This window comes from Microbacterium mcarthurae, assembly GCF_046064585.1.
GTDB lineage: Bacteria > Actinomycetota > Actinomycetes > Actinomycetales > Microbacteriaceae > Microbacterium > Microbacterium mcarthurae.
On record NZ_JAROCE010000001.1, the window covers coordinates 1,058,592 to 1,072,525 of the forward strand.

Sequence of the window (13,934 nt, forward strand, 5' to 3'; positions counted from 1 at the left end):
GTCGCCCCCGCGAGCGAACGCGAGGCACAGTGACGAAGACCGCCGACGAGGAGACCGCGCCATGGGGAAGTTCATTTACGAGGGCACCGTTCGTACAGACTTCGAGGATCGCCTTCTCGCTCACCTGCAGATCGTGGTGGGCAACAAGCTGCGCCGCGGGGAGCCCTTCTACTTCCAGTGGAAGGACGATGTCAGCACCGGCGGGGGCCGCACCTCGGTCTGGATCCACCCGCGCTCGAACATCGTGTTCAAGTTCCACGGGGGACGCCCGCCCGCGCTGAACCGCAGTTGGCTGGAAGCGCTCATGACGATGGCGAACTCCCCGAGCGGGCTCTACGTCGTCCCCGAGCCGCCGGAGGATGCGGGATCCGCCGACTCGTTCGCCTGAGCCGCTGTCAACCCGGTCGCCGGTGCGGCGCGGGCGGGGTTGGCTGAGACAAACGGAAGGATGCCGCATGCCGCACTCGCCCACCTCGGGCCCGCACATCGTGGTGATCGGGGGCGGCAACGCCGGACTCTCGATCGCCGGGCGCCTCACTCGCGCACGGCTCGGTCACGTCACGGTCGTCGAACCCCGCACGCAGCACGTGTACGCGCCGCTGCAGTCGCACATCGCCGGAGGAACCGCACGCGCGTCGCTCGCCGTCCGCCCGCAGGGCGACGTCACGCCACCGGGCGTGCGATGGCTGCGTGACGAGGCGTTCACGGTTGATCCGGAGGCCCGACGGGTGCACCTGGTGTCGGGCGGGCACCTCGACTACGACCAGCTGATCGTCGCGGCCGGTCTGCGGTTGGCCTGGGAACAGGTGCCCGGTCTCCCCGAGGCGATGGACCGCCCCGAGAGCGTGTCGAACTACACGCTCGATCTCGCCACCCGGGCGTCGGCGGTGCTGCGCGACCTGCGCCGCGGCACGGTGGTCTTCACGCAGCCCGCCGAGCCGGCCTCGTGCGGCGCGGCCGCACAGAAGCCCCTCTACCTCGCGTGCGACTGGTGGAGGTCGCTGGGCGTGCTCGACGACATCCGAAGAGTGCTCGTCCTGCCGGACCCGGTGCCCTTCGGTGTTCCCGACGTGGACCGCGAGCTCCACCGCGTGCTCGACCGGTACGGCGTCGAGGTGAGGTACTCCCGCGAAGTGCGCAGCGTGGACGCCGACGCCCGCACCGTCACCATCGGCCACGGCGATGACGAGGAGACCCTTTCCTATGACGTCCTCCACGCCGTACCGCCACAGCGGGCGCCCGAGTGGATCGCGGGCAGCGGCCTGTCCGCGGACGACGACCCCCACGGCTTCGTCGACGTCGATCCCGAGACCCTGCGGCATCGCCGCTACGCGGACATCTGGTCGCTCGGCGATGCGGCCCGCGTCGCGACGCGCCCGTCGGGAGGAGCGATTCGTCCGCAAGCCAAGGTGCTGACGAAGAACCTGCGCTCCGCGCTCCGCGGTCAGGCGCCCACCGCCCGCTACGACGGGTACAGCGTCGTCCCCTTCACCGTCTCACGCGGGACCGTCGTCTTCGCCGAGTTCGACCGGTGGGGTCGCCCGCGACCGACGATCCCCTTCTGGCGCTCCCTCTCGCGCGAGCGGCGCTCGACCTGGATCGCCGATCGCCGCATCCTGCCGTGGGTGTACTGGCACCTGATCCTGCGCGGACGCGCCTGAGCGACGCGGGGCCTATAGGCCACTCGGGCCGATCCCTCAACCCCCGGGGGTTACCGGGTCAGACGCGCGAAGACTGGGGGCAGCCCCGGATCACACGAAAGAGGAGATCATGGCCCAGGTCATCGAAACCATCGACGTCAACGTCCCCGTTCGCGTCGCGTACAACCAGTGGACGCAGTTCGAGGAGTTCCCGCACTTCATGAGCTTCGTCGAGTCCATCACGCAGAAGACCGACACCCTCACGCACTGGAAGGTCAAGATCGCCGGCGCCGAGCGCGAGTTCGACGCCGAGATCACCGAGCAGCACCCCGACGAGCGCGTCGCGTGGAACAGCGTCGGCGGCGAGGAGAACCACGCCGGCGTCGTTACCTTCCACCGCCTGTCCGACGATGAGACCCGCGTCACGGTGCAGATCGACTGGGACCCCACGGGCCTGCTCGAGAAGGCCGGCGCCGTCTTCGGGGCCGACGACCACTCGGTCAAGAAGGATCTCGCCAACTTCAAGGAGTACATCGAGTCGCGCGGCGCCGAGTCCGGCGCGTGGCGCGGCGACGTCAGCTGACGCCGACCTCCTCGAGAGCCGGGTCTGCCCTTCGGGGCGGACCCGGCTCTTTCGCTGTCAACCCCCTCGGATTATCCGAGAAGCAGTTCTTACCTTCCTCCGTTGCCCACTTCTCGCTGGGCTGAGAGAAAGGTCTCGCCATGGCATCCCCCCGACGCCTTCTGCTCCCCCTCGCCTTCGCGAGCGTCCTCGCCCTCGGCGGCTGCGCCGTCGGCACCGGTGGCGCCGACGACTCCGGCGCCGACTACGACTCCGGTGCGGAGCTCGACGGGAAACTCACCGTCATGGGATTCGGCGGCGTCGACGAAGTCGCCACCACCCGCATGGACCTCGCCAAAGAGGCCCTGAGCGGCGTCGAGGTCTCCCTGGTCGAGGGCGAACTCGACATCCAGCAGTTCCTGTCCGCGATCGCCAGCGGCCAGCCGCCGGAGATCATCTACGCCGATCGCAACCAGATCGGTTCGCTCGCCGCGCGCGGGGCGATCATCCCCCTGGACGCCTGCATCGAGGGTGAGGGCATCGACACGTCGCAGTACGTGCCCTCGGCGATCGCGCAGGTCACCCTCGACGACCGCATCTACGGCATCCCCGAGTTCAACGGCATCCAGATCACCATGGCCAACGCGGACCTGCTCGCCGGCGCGGGGCTCGACATCTCCGCGGTCAACGGCTCGGACCGGGATGCCATGACCGCCGCCAACCAGGCCCTGATGCGCCGCGAGGGCGGACGGCTCGATGTCATCGGCGTCGACAGCAAACTGCCGGAGTTCCTTCCCCTGTGGGCCAAGGCCGGCGGCGCCGATCTGATCTCGGAGGACGGCCGCACGGCGCAGCTGGACGACCCCGCCGTGGTGCAGGCGCTGGAGTGGGCCGTGGGCATCTATGACGCGCAGGGCGGGTTCAGCGCCGTGAAGGCGTTCCGAGACTCGGCCGACTTCTTCGGGGCGGGCAACCAGTTCGCCACCGGCGTTCTCGGCGCGATGCCGATGGAGCAGTGGTACGTCAACATCCTCAACGACGTCTCACCCGACGCCCCCCTCGTGTTCGACACGGTTCGCGACAGCGAGGGAGAACCGCTCGCCTACGCCTCCGGCTCCACGTGGGCCATCCCCGCCGGCAGCGACAACCCCGAGGCCGCCTGCCGCTGGGCCCGCGTGATGACCTCCGTCGACGCGTGGCAGGCCGCCGCCGACGCCCGCTTGGCCGCACGCGAGGCCGAGGGCAAGCCCTTCACCGGCATCCTCACCGGAAACGCCACCGCCGACGCCCTCGTGCGCGAGAAGGTCACGGCGACCACGGCCCCCTGGAGCGACGCGGTCGACGCGATGTACGAGGCGAACGACCACACCTTCTCGCTCCCGGCGAACCCCGCCGACGCCGAGTTCACCCAGGCCTGGCAGGACGCCGTCAACGCGGTGCTCAACGGGCAATCCACGCCCGAGGATGCTCTCGCGAGCGCGCAGCAGACGGCGCAGAAGGCGCTGGACGATGCGTGGGCCGAGATCGAGAACCGCTGAGGTGGCCACGACCGCCCCGGCCGCCCGCGACCTGACGCGCGAGCGGTCCCGCCGGCGGGCCGCTCGCCGGAACCTGCGCTCGGCCCTGCTCTTCCTCTCGCCGTGGATCGTCGGCTTCTCCGTCTTCACGGCGTGGCCTCTGCTCTACAGCGTCTACCTCTCGCTCACCGACTACGACGTGATCCGCAACCCGCGCTTCGTCGGACTGGACAACTACGCCCAGCTCGCCGAAGACGCCAAGGTGCTGCAGTCGCTCGGCAACACCGCGTTCTATACGCTCGTGCAGATCCCGCTGTACATCGCCGTCGCGCTGGCCCTCGCCCTCCTGCTGAACCGGGCGGGTCGCCGGGCGGGTCTGTTCCGCACGCTGTTCTTCCTGCCGAAGATGACGCCGCCGGTGGCCGTCGGCATCCTGTTCCTGCTGCTGTTCAACGGGCAGAACGGGCTCATCAACAGCGCTCTGCGGGTCGTCGGGATCGACGGGCCCGCGTGGACGACCGATCCCGCGTGGATCAAGCCGGGGCTCATCCTCATGAGCCTGTGGACGGTGGGGTCGTCGGTGCTGATCCTGCTCGCCGCACTGCAGAACGTCCCCGTCGAGCTCTACGAGTCTGCGCGTCTGGACGGCGCCGGGTTCTGGCGACAGTCCTGGAGCGTCACGCTGCCCCTCATCAGTCCCGCCCTGTTCTTCATCGTGGTGGTCAACACCATCGCGGGTCTGCAGACCTTCGACGAGGCCTACACCGCGTTCTTCGGCGCGGGGAACGGCACCTACAGCAACGATGCCGCCCTCTTCTACGTCATCTACCTGTTCCAGCAGGCGTTCGAGTTCCTCCACATGGGGTACGCCTCGGCGATGGCATGGCTGCTCTTCGCCCTGATCCTGGTGGTCACCGGCATCCAGCTGCTCGTCTCGCGCCGCCTGGTGTACTACGAAGGGGGCCAGCGATGAGCCGGACCGTTCCGTTCACCGCCCCGGGGGACCTTCACGAGCCCGAGCGGCCGGCTTCGTCCGTACCGCCCGCGTCGGTCGGCAGCAACCCGTCGGCGTCGGCGCGACGCCGTGCCCGCGTCGTGCGCGTCCTGGTCATCGCTGCACTCTCGGTGCTGGGCGTGGTGTTCACGTATCCGTTCGTGTGGCTCGTGAGCGCGTCCTTCAAACCGCGCGGCGAGGTGTTCGACAATCGCCTCATCCCCGAGACGTTCACGCTGGGAAACTACGCGGCCGTCTGGCAAGAGGCGCCGCTCGCGCTGTGGTTCGCCAACACCGCGATCGTCACGGTGCTCGCAGCGGTGACCGTCACGCTCTCCAGCGCCATGGTCGCGTGGGGGTTCACGTGGTTCCGGTTCCGCGGCCGAGGGGTGCTGTTCGGCTTCGTGCTGGCGAGCATGATGCTCCCGGGGGCGGTGACCATGATCCCGACGTTCCTCATCTGGAACTCGCTCGGGTTCGTCGGCACGCTCGTACCGCTGTGGGCGCAGAACCTCTTCGCGAGCGCGTTCTACGTCTTCCTGTTGCGGCAGTTCTTCCTGGGTCTGCCGCGGGACTTCTTCGACGCCGCGCGGGTGGACGGGGCGTCCCAGTGGGCGGTGTTCTGGCGGATCGCGCTGCCGATGGCCCGCCCCGCCCTCGCGGTGACCCTCGTGTTCGAGGTGCAAGCGGTCTGGACCGACCTCATGCGCGCGCTCATCTACCTGCGTGACTCGTCGACCTTCACCATCCCGCGGGGCCTGAAAGCGATGGTGGATGCCTTCGGCTTCAGCGGCCAGTGGAACTGGGAGATCATCGTGACCGCGAGCGTCATCGCCACCGTGCCGATGATCCTCGTCTTCTTCGTCGCGCAGAAGCAGATCATCCAGGGCGTCGCGTCGTCGGGTCTGCGATGACGCCGCGCCCCGTCAGCCCGAGGCGCGGCGTCGTCTCACCACTGCGGGTGGATCTCGGCGCGCAGACGACGGTCGTACACGTCGCGCACGAGCGTGTCGAAGGCGTCGAGATCGAAGCCCCCCTCGAGCAGATCGGCCGCGGCGGCATTCGCGGAAGCCTGCTCCGCCGACCGGGCGCCGGGGATGACGGAGGTGACGCCCTCGCGCGACGCGATCCAGGCCAGGGTCGCCGCCGGCAGCGAAACGCCTTCGGGGAGAGCCGCCTTCAGTTCGTCGGCCGCCGCGACACCTTCGGCGAACGGCACGCCCGAGAACGTCTCGCCCTTGTCGAACGCCTCGCCGTTGCGGTTGTAGGTGCGGTGGTCGTCTTTGTCGAACGTCGTCTGGGCGGTGTACTTCCCGGACAGAAGGCCGCTGGCGAGCGGGACGCGCGCGAAGACCGCGACGCCCCTCTCGGCAGCAGCCGGCAGCACCTCGTCCAGGGGCTTCAACCGGAACGGGTTGAAGATGATCTGGAGGTTGGTGAGGTTCGGCCGCCGCAGCGCCGACATCGCCTGGTCCATCGTCTCGACGGACACGCCGTACGCGGCGATCACGCCCTCGGACACCAGCTGGTCGAGCGCGTCCCAGGTCGCGTCGTCGTCGATGACCGCCGACGGGGGACAGTGGAGCTGAACCAGGTCGAGCGTGTCCTGCGTGAGCAGGCGACGCGATCGTTCGGTCCACGCCCGGAAGTTCTCCATCGTGTAGTTCTCGGGCACCTGGTCTTCGCGGCGACCCATCTTCGTCGCCACCGTGATGCCGCCCACCCCGGACTGCTGCAGGAACGCCCCGATGAGCTCCTCGGAGCGGCCGTCGCCGTAGACGTCGGCGGTGTCGAACAGCGTGACGCCCGCGTCGGCGGAGACCCCGAGAACCCGCAGGGCGTCGTCTTCGCTCACCCCGCCCCAATCCGGTCCGAGCTGCCAGGTGCCGAGACCGATCGCGGAGACCTCGCGGCCGGTACGAGAGAGGGGGCGCTGCTGCATGGCGGTTCCTTTCGGGGATCGCACCGAGCCTATCCAGACCCTCCCCCCTCGGGGGCGATGAGCCCCGCAGAGCGAAAGGACACCCCATGAGCGACACCTCTCTCGACGAGGCCGTGACGAACCTGGCCGCGGATCTCACCCGGCGCGGGGCCCGTCTCGCGGTCGCCGAATCCCTCACGAGCGGCGCCGTCGGCACCGCCCTCGGCCGGGGGTCGGACACGCAGGAATGGTTCGCCGGCTCGGTCGTGGCCTACCAGATGGCGACGAAGACACACGTGCTCGGAGTCGACGCCGACATCGATCCGTGCTCCGCCGAATGCGCGATCCAGCTCGCCACCGGGGTGCGCCGCCTCGTGGACACCGACTACGCGGTGGCCGTCACCGGCGTCGGCGGTCCTGACGCGGACGACGCCGGCCATCCGGCCGGCACGGTGTACATCGCCGCGGTGTCGGACGATGCCTCGACGTGGCGTCTCCACGAGTTCGACGGCGACCCGGCCGCCGTCATCGCGCAGAGCGTGGAGGCGGCCGTCGCCCTTCTCCGCGAGGTCGTCAACCCCGTCTCCGGAGCCCGACGCGACGCCTAGCGTGGGGCCACACCCACCGGAAGGATCACCGTGAACACTCCCCCCGACGACCTCCCCGGCGCCGACCACGAGAAGACCGTCTCCGATGCCGAAGGCCTGACCGCCGACGTCCCCGCCGGGGGCGCGGGAGCGGACACCGGCGCCGTGTCCGCGACCGAGATCGACGACGCCGACGAGGCGCGCGTGCAGAACGTCTCAAGCCAGAACGACGTGGCGGGCGTCGGCACCCGCGCGGGCGACGGCGACATGGAACGCGGCACCGACGATGCCCGCGGAGAGAGCGGCTCGACGTCGCGTCACGCCCCTCACGAGACTCCCGCGTCGCCGCCCCGCTCCGCGGACGGCGGCGAGGACCACGTGGATGCCGACTCCCTCATCGCTCAGTACGAGCCGGGCGTCGGTCGCGGATCGGCGGAATCGAGCAAGATTGCGCAGAACCTCCCCGATCCCGACGACGCCTGACCCCGCGGTCGTAGTCTGAGCGGATGACGCCCGAGTCCCGCGCCTTCGCCCCCCGCCGAGTCGTGATCGCCGGAGCGAGCGGCTTCGTCGGCCAGGCGCTGACCGCTGCGTTCCGTGCCGATGGCGACGAGGTGGCGACGGTGGGGCGCGCCGGGACCGTCACGTGGGACGACCCGGCCGGGATCGCGCGCCTCGTCGACGGCGCCGACGTGCTGATCAACCTCGCGGGCAGGATCGTGTCGTGCCGCTACACCGACGACAATCGCGATGAGATCCTGCGCTCACGCGTCGATACGACGCGCGCCCTGCACCGGGCGGTCCGGGATGCAGAGCACCCCCCGCGCGTGTGGATGAACGCCTCGACCGCCACCATCTACCGGCACGAGATCGAGCGAGGCAACGACGAGACCACCGGCGTGATCGGCGAGGGCTTCTCGGTCGACGTCGCGACGAGCTGGGAGCGAGCCTTCTTCGCCGACGACCTCCCCGCCACCCGGCGCGTGGCGCTGCGCATGGCGATCGTGCTCGGCGACGGGCCGGCGACCCGTCTGCTGTTCGCCCTCGGCAGGCTCGGTCTCGGCGGCCCGCAGATCGACAGCTGGTGGTTCCCGCATCGCCGCTACCGTGGCATCGGCGCCCACCCCACCGGCGCGGTCATGTCCTCGTGGCATCGCACCCGAGGTCGCCAGCGCTTCAGTTGGATCCACATCGACGACGTCGTGGCATCCGTCCGATTCCTCCGCGATCGGAAAGACCTCGCCGGTCCCGTCAACCTGGCCGCGCCCGGCGTCACGGACAATCGCACGCTGATGCGCGAGGTGCGACGTGTGGCGGGCGCCCCCTTCGGGCTACCCGCGTTCCGATGGATGCTCGACCCGGCGATGGCGGTGCTCGGCAACGAACCCGAGCTGGTGCTGAAGAGTCGCTGGGCCACCCCGGCCGTGCTGACGGCGGCGGGCTTCCAGTTCGCGTACGACGAGCTGGGGCCGGCGCTGGACGCTGTGGCATCCGTGCGCCGGCCCCGGGCCCGCGATCTGTTCGCGGCCTGAGCAGTCGAGGTCAGGTGTTGCGGCGGACGAACCGCATCAGCGCGGCGATCACGCCGATGATCAGGATGATGATGCCGATCCACAGGAGGAACTTCACGGCCTCGACGAATATGCCGAGGAACAGGAAGACGAGACCGACGACGATGAGGAGAATGGCGAGAGCTGGCATGGCATCCACTCTCCTCCCCCGCGGCACGCGGACCGGTGCCCTTGACACCCGGGCGGCTACAGACCAAGCGCGTGTCAAGCACCCGTGGACCGTCCCCTCTCGGGGCTAGCCTCGGAACCACCACGACGAGAAAGGCGCATCATGGGCGATCGCGACACCACCGGCCACGGCACGGGGCCGGACGAGGGCGAGTACACCGAAGTCGAACTCCCCGACGGCGAAGAGGCGGGCCGCAACCTCGACGCCCCCGGTGAGTACGTCGACAACGAGCGCGCCGACGGCACTGAAGCACGACCCCGCGCCGACGAGGCCGGCTCCTACACCGACGTGGAGCTGCCTTCCGGCGACGAGTCGCGAGACGACACGGAGCGTCCGGGCGAGTACACCGACCGCGATCGCTGAGTCAGCGTTCGAGGGTCGCCTGCGGGTCGCTGCCGTACGCCTCACGGTAGGCGGCGGCGAAACCCGCCGCGTCGGCGAACCCCCAGCGCAGCGCGATCTGGGCGATCGTCGACCCGGTGGGATCGGATGCCACGAGGTCGGCGTGCGCGGCGCTGATGCGCGCCTGAGCGAGATACCCCTCCGGCGTCCGGGCGAGGGTGCCGTTGGCGACGAACGCGCGGCGCAGACCCGCAGCCGAGGTACCCGCCGCGCGAGCCGCGTCAGCGGCGGTCACGGGGAGAGACGCGTGGTCGTCCATCCAGGCCGTCGCGGCGGCGTAGATCGCCGCTTGCTCGAGAGCAGAGGCGCGGCGCTCACGCGGATCCCCGGCCAGCGGGAAGGCCTCGAGCGTCGCAGACGCGAGAGCGCGGTACACGTGAGCGCGGACGAGCGGTTCGCCGAGCACAGGCAGCTGCGTCAGCGACCAGCGCACCGTGGCGAGCCAGTAGTCCCGCATGCGCGGCGAGACCGGCCCCGTCCCGTCGAAGCGCACCGAAAGACTGTCGTCGCCGTAGATGGCCCGTGCGGTCTCGGTCAGGTGCCCGGCGTCGAACGCGACCAGCTGCACGGAGCTGTCGTCGGCGTGGCCGACCAACTCGTGGCCGGGCTGCACGATGCCCGGTTCGACGCTGTACTCGCCCTCCGCCGAACCGATGCGCCACGCGTAGCCGGGCGTCGACGTCGCGAAGTAGAAGCGGTCGGCCTCGTAGTGCACCTCCGCGCGGCACTTCCAGAGGAGGCGTCTGAGCGCGAAGCCGCAGTCGCCGACGGCGTGCTCGGCGAACGATCCGTCTTCGACCTGGATGTCGACGCGGCCGTAATGCTCCTGCAACCAGGCCAGGGCTTCCGACGGCTCCGCTGTCATCATCTGCGTGTCGAAGTAGTCGCCCATAGCTCGCGGCACTCCGTTTCCGCTTTCCTGCGCCACCGCCATAGTAGTTAACCCTGAGCCGCACCAGGCGCACCGTGCCGCCGCCGATAGTTCACCGACACAGGAGATCGCCCCCATGACCGACTCGCCCGTCATCCGAGACATCCGCCCCGAGGACGCCGGAGAGGTGCTGACCATCCAACGCGCGGCATTCGCCAGCGAGGCCCTCATCTACGGCAACGCGGACATGCCGCCGCTCACCCAGACGCTCGAAGAACTCGAGGCGGAACTGGTCGAGAACCTCGGCTGCGTGGCGATCGCCGGACACCGCCTCGTGGGGGCGGTTCGCGCCCGCCGCGACGGGACCCTGCTGCTGATCGGGCGCCTCGCGATCGCCCCGGACCAGCAGGGCGGCGGGCTGGGCTCGATGCTGCTCGCCGCGGTCGAGGAGCGCGGTCGCCGCGCCGGCGCCACCGAGGCGGAGCTGTTCACCGGCGGCCTCAGCGAGGCCAATCAGCGCCTCTACGAGCGCGAGGGCTACCACCGCACGGAGACGACCGACGACGGCGAAATCTACTACCGCAAGCCGCTGGCCTGACCCCGTCCCGCCCCGTCCCGCCCCGTTCCCGTGCCGTCGCGCCCCGCCCCGCCCCGCGTCGTCCCGTTCCCGTGCCGTCGCGCCCCGCCCCGCCCCGCGCCGTCCCGTTCCCGTCGCCGCGTTCCCAAACGTTTGGTGTCCAAGACACGCGGATGCCACGACGGGCCGTCCGCGTGTCTTGGACACTCAATGGGTGACAGGAGAGCTGAGCTCGACCGATCAGTCAATCGTGCGGACGGCTCCGGTCACCATCCCCACGAGCTGTTCGCCGGTGACCTTCTCGGTGCGGGTGCCGCCGACGACGCGCCCCCCGCGCATCACCCACACCTGCTGCGACAGTCGCTTGACCTGCTCGAAGTTGTGCGACACGACCAGGACGGTCTTGCCGCCCTCGACGACCCGGCGGATGAGGGCCTCGACCTGCGCCGTCTCGTTGAGACCGAGCGCTGCGGTCGGCTCGTCCAAGATGATCATGTTCTCGGCCCACATCACGCCGCGCGCGATCGCGACGGCCTGCCGCTGCCCGCCCGAGAGTCGCTTGACGGGACGGCCGACACCGGGCACGTTCACTGCGAGGTCGGCGACGAGCTCGGCCGCGCGCTCTCTCATCTCCTTACGAGCGAGGAACCGGAACCCCGGGATGCCACGGACGAGCTCGCGATCCATGTACATGTTCTGCCACACGCTCAGCTGATCGCTCAGGGCGAGATCCTGGTAAACCGTCTCGATGCCCTTGTCGCGAGCGTCGCGCGGCGACGAGAACCGCACGGGGCTGCCGTCGATGCGGATCTCTCCCTCATCGGGCGCGTACAGCCCCGTGAGGCACTTCACGAGGGTGGACTTGCCGGCACCGTTGTCGCCGACGATCGCGGTGATCTCCCCCGCACGAATAGTGAGGGAAGCGCCCTTGAGTGCGTGGACGTTCCCGAACGACTTGTGGATGTTGTCGACGACGATCTTTTCGCCTGTATCGGTGGTCATTTGCGCCCCCTCATGAGCGTCGCGGCCGCGATGACGACGATGCCGATCACCAGCGGCGAGTAGAAGGCGCTCACGCCCAGCAGCGTGAGTCCGGACTGGAGGAATGTGAGCAGGATCGCCCCGATCACCGGTCCGTAGATGGTGGCGCGGCCGCCGAACAGACTCACCCCGCCCAGGACGACGGCGGCGATCGCCTTCAACAAGTAGTCGGTGTTCGTCGCGGGCTGACTCGACCCGATGTAGGAGGTGAGCAGGATGGCACCGAGGCCCCCCATCGCCCCGCAGATCATGTATCCGGCCAGCTTCACGCGAGGCACCTTGAGTCCCATCGCCTTGGCCGCTTCGGGGTTGTCGCCGACCGCCAGCAAGTGGGTTCCGAATCGCGTGCGGAACAGCACGATGTGAAGCACGATCGCGACCGCGATCGCCAGCAGGAAGTTCACGCGGATGCCGGCGAAGCTCATGGTGCTGAGCGAGGTGAGTGCGCGCTCGGGGATCGCCACCGGCTTGCCCTGCGAGATGATGAGGCTGAGCCCCATCACGACGCTGAGCGAGCCCAGCGTGACGATGAAGTCGGGAATCCTCACCCAGCCGATGAACGTGCCGTTGACCGCGCCAACCGCGAGCCCCGTGAGCAGCGCGATCGCGCAGCACACGATGAGCGGCATCCCACTCTGATAGGCCGTCGCCATCGTGACGCTGCCGAGGGCCACCGTCGCTGCGAGCGACAGATCAATGCCCGCGAGGGACACGGCGAACGTCGCGCCCAGCGCCAGCAGGATCGGAATGGTCGAGTCGGCGAGCATCGTCGAGACGCTCGGCCACGACAGGAACCGAGGGTTCAGCGCCGTGAACACGATGGAAAGCACGATGAGAGCGACCGGTGCGGCCAGCTTCATCCAGATCTCCTCGGAACCGAACGCCCGACGGAGCCCCGTCGCGGCCGTCTCTGCGGCAGCCGCCGGTCGAGGGGGTGTCTGCGTAGTCATGGGTGAGGATCCCCGATCACTGGTGAGGAGTTACTTGAACGGGTTCGGGACGTCGAAGCCCTTCGGCGGTGCCGGGAAGGCGTCGAGCGCGTCCTGGGCGTTCTCCGAGTCGACGATCAGGACCGGGGTCTCGACCGTGGACGGGATCGAGGCGCCCCCCATCGCCGCGACACACGCCTGGACCGACTGCGCGCCCATCAGGTACGGGAACTGCTCGATCGCGGCCGGCTGGCCGCCGGCGACGATGTCCTTGAGCTGGTCCTGCGTGCCGTCGATGCCGACGACCGAGACCTGACCCTTCTTCCCGGCCTCTTCCACGGCCTGTTGGATTCCCATCGCCATGTCGCCCGACGGAGTGAAGAAGCCCTTGATGTCGGGATTGGCGATGAGGATCGTGGATGCCGCGCTCTTGGCCTTCGCCTTGTCGAAGTCCGCCGCGACCGTCTGAGTGATCTCGAGCTTGCCTTCGACCGCCTTCTCGAAGCCTCCGAGCCGTGCGATGTTGCCGGGGTCGGCGACCAGACCGCCGATGAGGGCGACCTGCGAGCCCTCGGGCACCAGTGACAGCATCGCCTCGCCGCCGGCCTCGCCCGCGGTCTCGTTGTTGGTGCCGACGTAGGTCGTCACCTTCACGCCTGCCTGCTCGGCGGCATCCAGGTCGATGGGCAGATCGAGGTTGACGATGGGCGCTCCGGCCTGGGTCACGGGAACCAGCCCGGTGATCAGGTTGGTCTGACTGGTCGGGTTGACGATGTAGCAGCCGTAGCCCGCGGTCACGAGCGAGTTCAGCTTCGTCGCTTGCCCGGAGTCGTCGGTGACGTTCTCCGCCGCGACGATCGTGAGATCGACGCCGGCCTCGTCTGCCGCTGCCTGCGCTCCCTCGGCCATCGCACCGAAGTAGGTGTTGTCCAGCGGCTTGAGGACCAGGGCAATCTTGCCGTTGCCGTCTTCACCGGCCGCAGGGGTCCCCTGCGGCGCAGCGGAATCCGAGCAGCCAGCGAGTGCCCCGGCTAGGATCGTCACCGTCGCGGCGGCCGCTACGGCGGAGCGCGTCAGGGTGTGTCGGGTCATGGTTCTCTCCTTTGAGGATGTGACTTTCGGGACTACTGGTGCGACATTGCGGGGGCTGATC

At 69.4% G+C, this 13,934-nt stretch carries 17 protein-coding genes; 11 read left to right on the forward strand and 6 right to left on the reverse strand.

What is annotated here, in order from left to right:
- The first annotated feature begins 61 nt into the window (after nucleotides 1-61).
- The 6 genes from P5G46_RS05140 to P5G46_RS05165 all read left to right on the forward strand — a co-directional run bounded on the left by P5G46_RS05140 (nucleotide 62) and on the right by P5G46_RS05165 (nucleotide 5,627).
- Nucleotides 62-388 (forward strand): DUF7882 family protein, encoded by a 327-nt coding sequence (locus tag P5G46_RS05140; protein ID WP_375095906.1) that lies wholly within the window; start codon nucleotides 62-64, stop codon nucleotides 386-388.
- A 67-nt stretch (nucleotides 389-455) separates the two neighbouring features.
- Nucleotides 456-1,661, forward strand: a complete 1,206-nt coding sequence (locus P5G46_RS05145) for an NAD(P)/FAD-dependent oxidoreductase (RefSeq protein WP_375095907.1) — start codon at nucleotides 456-458, stop codon at nucleotides 1,659-1,661.
- A 109-nt stretch (nucleotides 1,662-1,770) separates the two neighbouring features.
- The gene (locus P5G46_RS05150; RefSeq protein ID WP_239276931.1) at nucleotides 1,771-2,223 is read left to right on the forward strand and encodes an SRPBCC family protein; all 453 of its coding nucleotides are present in this window, start codon (nucleotides 1,771-1,773) and stop codon (nucleotides 2,221-2,223) included.
- A gap of 140 nt (nucleotides 2,224-2,363) precedes the next feature.
- Nucleotides 2,364-3,740: an ABC transporter substrate-binding protein gene (locus P5G46_RS05155; protein WP_408905121.1), complete on the forward strand. Its 1,377-nt coding sequence runs from the start codon at nucleotides 2,364-2,366 to the stop codon at nucleotides 3,738-3,740.
- Nucleotide 3,741: 1 nt separating this feature from the next.
- A complete protein-coding gene (locus P5G46_RS05160) occupies nucleotides 3,742-4,692 on the forward strand; it encodes a carbohydrate ABC transporter permease (RefSeq protein ID WP_408905122.1) in 951 nt (316 codons plus the stop codon).
- Nucleotides 4,689-5,627: a carbohydrate ABC transporter permease gene (locus P5G46_RS05165; protein WP_408905123.1), complete on the forward strand. Its 939-nt coding sequence runs from the start codon at nucleotides 4,689-4,691 to the stop codon at nucleotides 5,625-5,627. Before P5G46_RS05160 ends, P5G46_RS05165 begins: the two co-directional genes overlap by 4 nt.
- A 35-nt stretch (nucleotides 5,628-5,662) precedes the next feature.
- On the opposite strand, the gene P5G46_RS05170 is transcribed toward P5G46_RS05165, so the two are convergent.
- A complete protein-coding gene (locus P5G46_RS05170; RefSeq protein ID WP_408905124.1) occupies nucleotides 5,663-6,655 on the reverse strand; it encodes an aldo/keto reductase in 993 nt (330 codons plus the stop codon).
- Nucleotides 6,656-6,741: 86 nt separating this feature from the next.
- On the opposite strand from P5G46_RS05170, the gene P5G46_RS05175 reads away from it, so the two are divergent.
- The 3 genes from P5G46_RS05175 to P5G46_RS05185 are packed head-to-tail and all read left to right on the forward strand — an operon-like array spanning nucleotide 6,742 to nucleotide 8,753.
- The gene (locus P5G46_RS05175) at nucleotides 6,742-7,242 is read left to right on the forward strand and encodes a CinA family protein (protein WP_408905125.1); all 501 of its coding nucleotides are present in this window, start codon (nucleotides 6,742-6,744) and stop codon (nucleotides 7,240-7,242) included.
- 30 nt (nucleotides 7,243-7,272) lie between these two features.
- A complete protein-coding gene (locus P5G46_RS05180) occupies nucleotides 7,273-7,704 on the forward strand; it encodes a hypothetical protein (RefSeq protein WP_375095911.1) in 432 nt (143 codons plus the stop codon).
- Between the two features lie 23 nt (nucleotides 7,705-7,727).
- A complete protein-coding gene (locus P5G46_RS05185; RefSeq protein ID WP_375095912.1) occupies nucleotides 7,728-8,753 on the forward strand; it encodes an epimerase in 1,026 nt (341 codons plus the stop codon).
- Between the two features lie 10 nt (nucleotides 8,754-8,763).
- On the opposite strand, the gene P5G46_RS05190 is transcribed toward P5G46_RS05185, so the two are convergent.
- Nucleotides 8,764-8,922, reverse strand: coding sequence for a hypothetical protein (locus P5G46_RS05190; protein WP_228164282.1), 159 nt, complete (start codon nucleotides 8,920-8,922; stop codon nucleotides 8,764-8,766).
- A 141-nt stretch (nucleotides 8,923-9,063) separates the two neighbouring features.
- Here P5G46_RS05190 and P5G46_RS05195 point away from each other — a divergent pair, with 141 nt between their 5' ends.
- On the forward strand, nucleotides 9,064-9,324 hold the full coding sequence (locus P5G46_RS05195; RefSeq protein WP_239276923.1) for a hypothetical protein: 261 nt from the start codon (nucleotides 9,064-9,066) through the stop codon (nucleotides 9,322-9,324).
- A 1-nt stretch (nucleotide 9,325) separates the two neighbouring features.
- Here the strand turns inward: P5G46_RS05195 and P5G46_RS05200 are convergent, their stop codons facing one another.
- Nucleotides 9,326-10,255 carry a helix-turn-helix domain-containing protein gene (locus P5G46_RS05200; RefSeq protein ID WP_375095913.1) on the reverse strand — a complete coding sequence of 310 codons (930 nt, stop codon included), beginning with the start codon at nucleotides 10,253-10,255 and terminating at the stop codon, nucleotides 9,326-9,328.
- Nucleotides 10,256-10,370: 115 nt separating this feature from the next.
- Between P5G46_RS05200 and P5G46_RS05205 the strand changes: the two genes are divergently transcribed.
- Nucleotides 10,371-10,832, forward strand: a complete 462-nt coding sequence (locus tag P5G46_RS05205; RefSeq protein WP_375095914.1) for a GNAT family N-acetyltransferase — start codon at nucleotides 10,371-10,373, stop codon at nucleotides 10,830-10,832.
- A 219-nt stretch (nucleotides 10,833-11,051) separates the two neighbouring features.
- On the opposite strand, the gene P5G46_RS05210 is transcribed toward P5G46_RS05205, so the two are convergent.
- From P5G46_RS05210 to P5G46_RS05220, 3 genes are read right to left on the reverse strand one after another with little or no spacing between them, the layout of a single operon-like run.
- Nucleotides 11,052-11,813 carry an ATP-binding cassette domain-containing protein gene (locus tag P5G46_RS05210; RefSeq protein WP_239276786.1) on the reverse strand — a complete coding sequence of 254 codons (762 nt, stop codon included), beginning with the start codon at nucleotides 11,811-11,813 and terminating at the stop codon, nucleotides 11,052-11,054.
- Nucleotides 11,810-12,802 (reverse strand): ABC transporter permease, encoded by a 993-nt coding sequence (locus P5G46_RS05215; protein ID WP_239276785.1) that lies wholly within the window; start codon nucleotides 12,800-12,802, stop codon nucleotides 11,810-11,812. Before P5G46_RS05215 ends, P5G46_RS05210 begins: the two co-directional genes overlap by 4 nt.
- Nucleotides 12,803-12,832: 30 nt before the next feature.
- A complete protein-coding gene (locus tag P5G46_RS05220; protein ID WP_239276784.1) occupies nucleotides 12,833-13,873 on the reverse strand; it encodes a substrate-binding domain-containing protein in 1,041 nt (346 codons plus the stop codon).
- Nucleotides 13,874-13,934: the final 61 nt, after the last annotated feature.

What these genes read in the sequence shown, in the direction of transcription:
- P5G46_RS05140 (WP_375095906.1), top strand. Translation starts at nt 62, where the DNA reads ATGGGGAAGTTCATTTACGAGGGCACCGTTCGTACAGACTTCGAGGAT.
- P5G46_RS05145 (WP_375095907.1), top strand. Translation starts at nt 456, where the DNA reads ATGCCGCACTCGCCCACCTCGGGCCCGCACATCGTGGTGATCGGGGGC.
- P5G46_RS05150 (WP_239276931.1), top strand. Translation starts at nt 1,771, where the DNA reads ATGGCCCAGGTCATCGAAACCATCGACGTCAACGTCCCCGTTCGCGTC.
- P5G46_RS05155 (WP_408905121.1), top strand. Translation starts at nt 2,364, where the DNA reads ATGGCATCCCCCCGACGCCTTCTGCTCCCCCTCGCCTTCGCGAGCGTC.
- P5G46_RS05165 (WP_408905123.1), top strand. Translation starts at nt 4,689, where the DNA reads ATGAGCCGGACCGTTCCGTTCACCGCCCCGGGGGACCTTCACGAGCCC.
- P5G46_RS05170 (WP_408905124.1), bottom strand. Translation starts at nt 6,655, where the DNA reads ATGCAGCAGCGCCCCCTCTCTCGTACCGGCCGCGAGGTCTCCGCGATC.
- P5G46_RS05175 (WP_408905125.1), top strand. Translation starts at nt 6,742, where the DNA reads ATGAGCGACACCTCTCTCGACGAGGCCGTGACGAACCTGGCCGCGGAT.
- P5G46_RS05185 (WP_375095912.1), top strand. Translation starts at nt 7,728, where the DNA reads ATGACGCCCGAGTCCCGCGCCTTCGCCCCCCGCCGAGTCGTGATCGCC.
- P5G46_RS05190 (WP_228164282.1), bottom strand. Translation starts at nt 8,922, where the DNA reads ATGCCAGCTCTCGCCATTCTCCTCATCGTCGTCGGTCTCGTCTTCCTG.
- P5G46_RS05195 (WP_239276923.1), top strand. Translation starts at nt 9,064, where the DNA reads ATGGGCGATCGCGACACCACCGGCCACGGCACGGGGCCGGACGAGGGC.
- P5G46_RS05200 (WP_375095913.1), bottom strand. Translation starts at nt 10,255, where the DNA reads ATGGGCGACTACTTCGACACGCAGATGATGACAGCGGAGCCGTCGGAA.
- P5G46_RS05205 (WP_375095914.1), top strand. Translation starts at nt 10,371, where the DNA reads ATGACCGACTCGCCCGTCATCCGAGACATCCGCCCCGAGGACGCCGGA.
- P5G46_RS05210 (WP_239276786.1), bottom strand. Translation starts at nt 11,813, where the DNA reads ATGACCACCGATACAGGCGAAAAGATCGTCGTCGACAACATCCACAAG.
- P5G46_RS05215 (WP_239276785.1), bottom strand. Translation starts at nt 12,802, where the DNA reads ATGACTACGCAGACACCCCCTCGACCGGCGGCTGCCGCAGAGACGGCC.
- P5G46_RS05220 (WP_239276784.1), bottom strand. Translation starts at nt 13,873, where the DNA reads ATGACCCGACACACCCTGACGCGCTCCGCCGTAGCGGCCGCCGCGACG.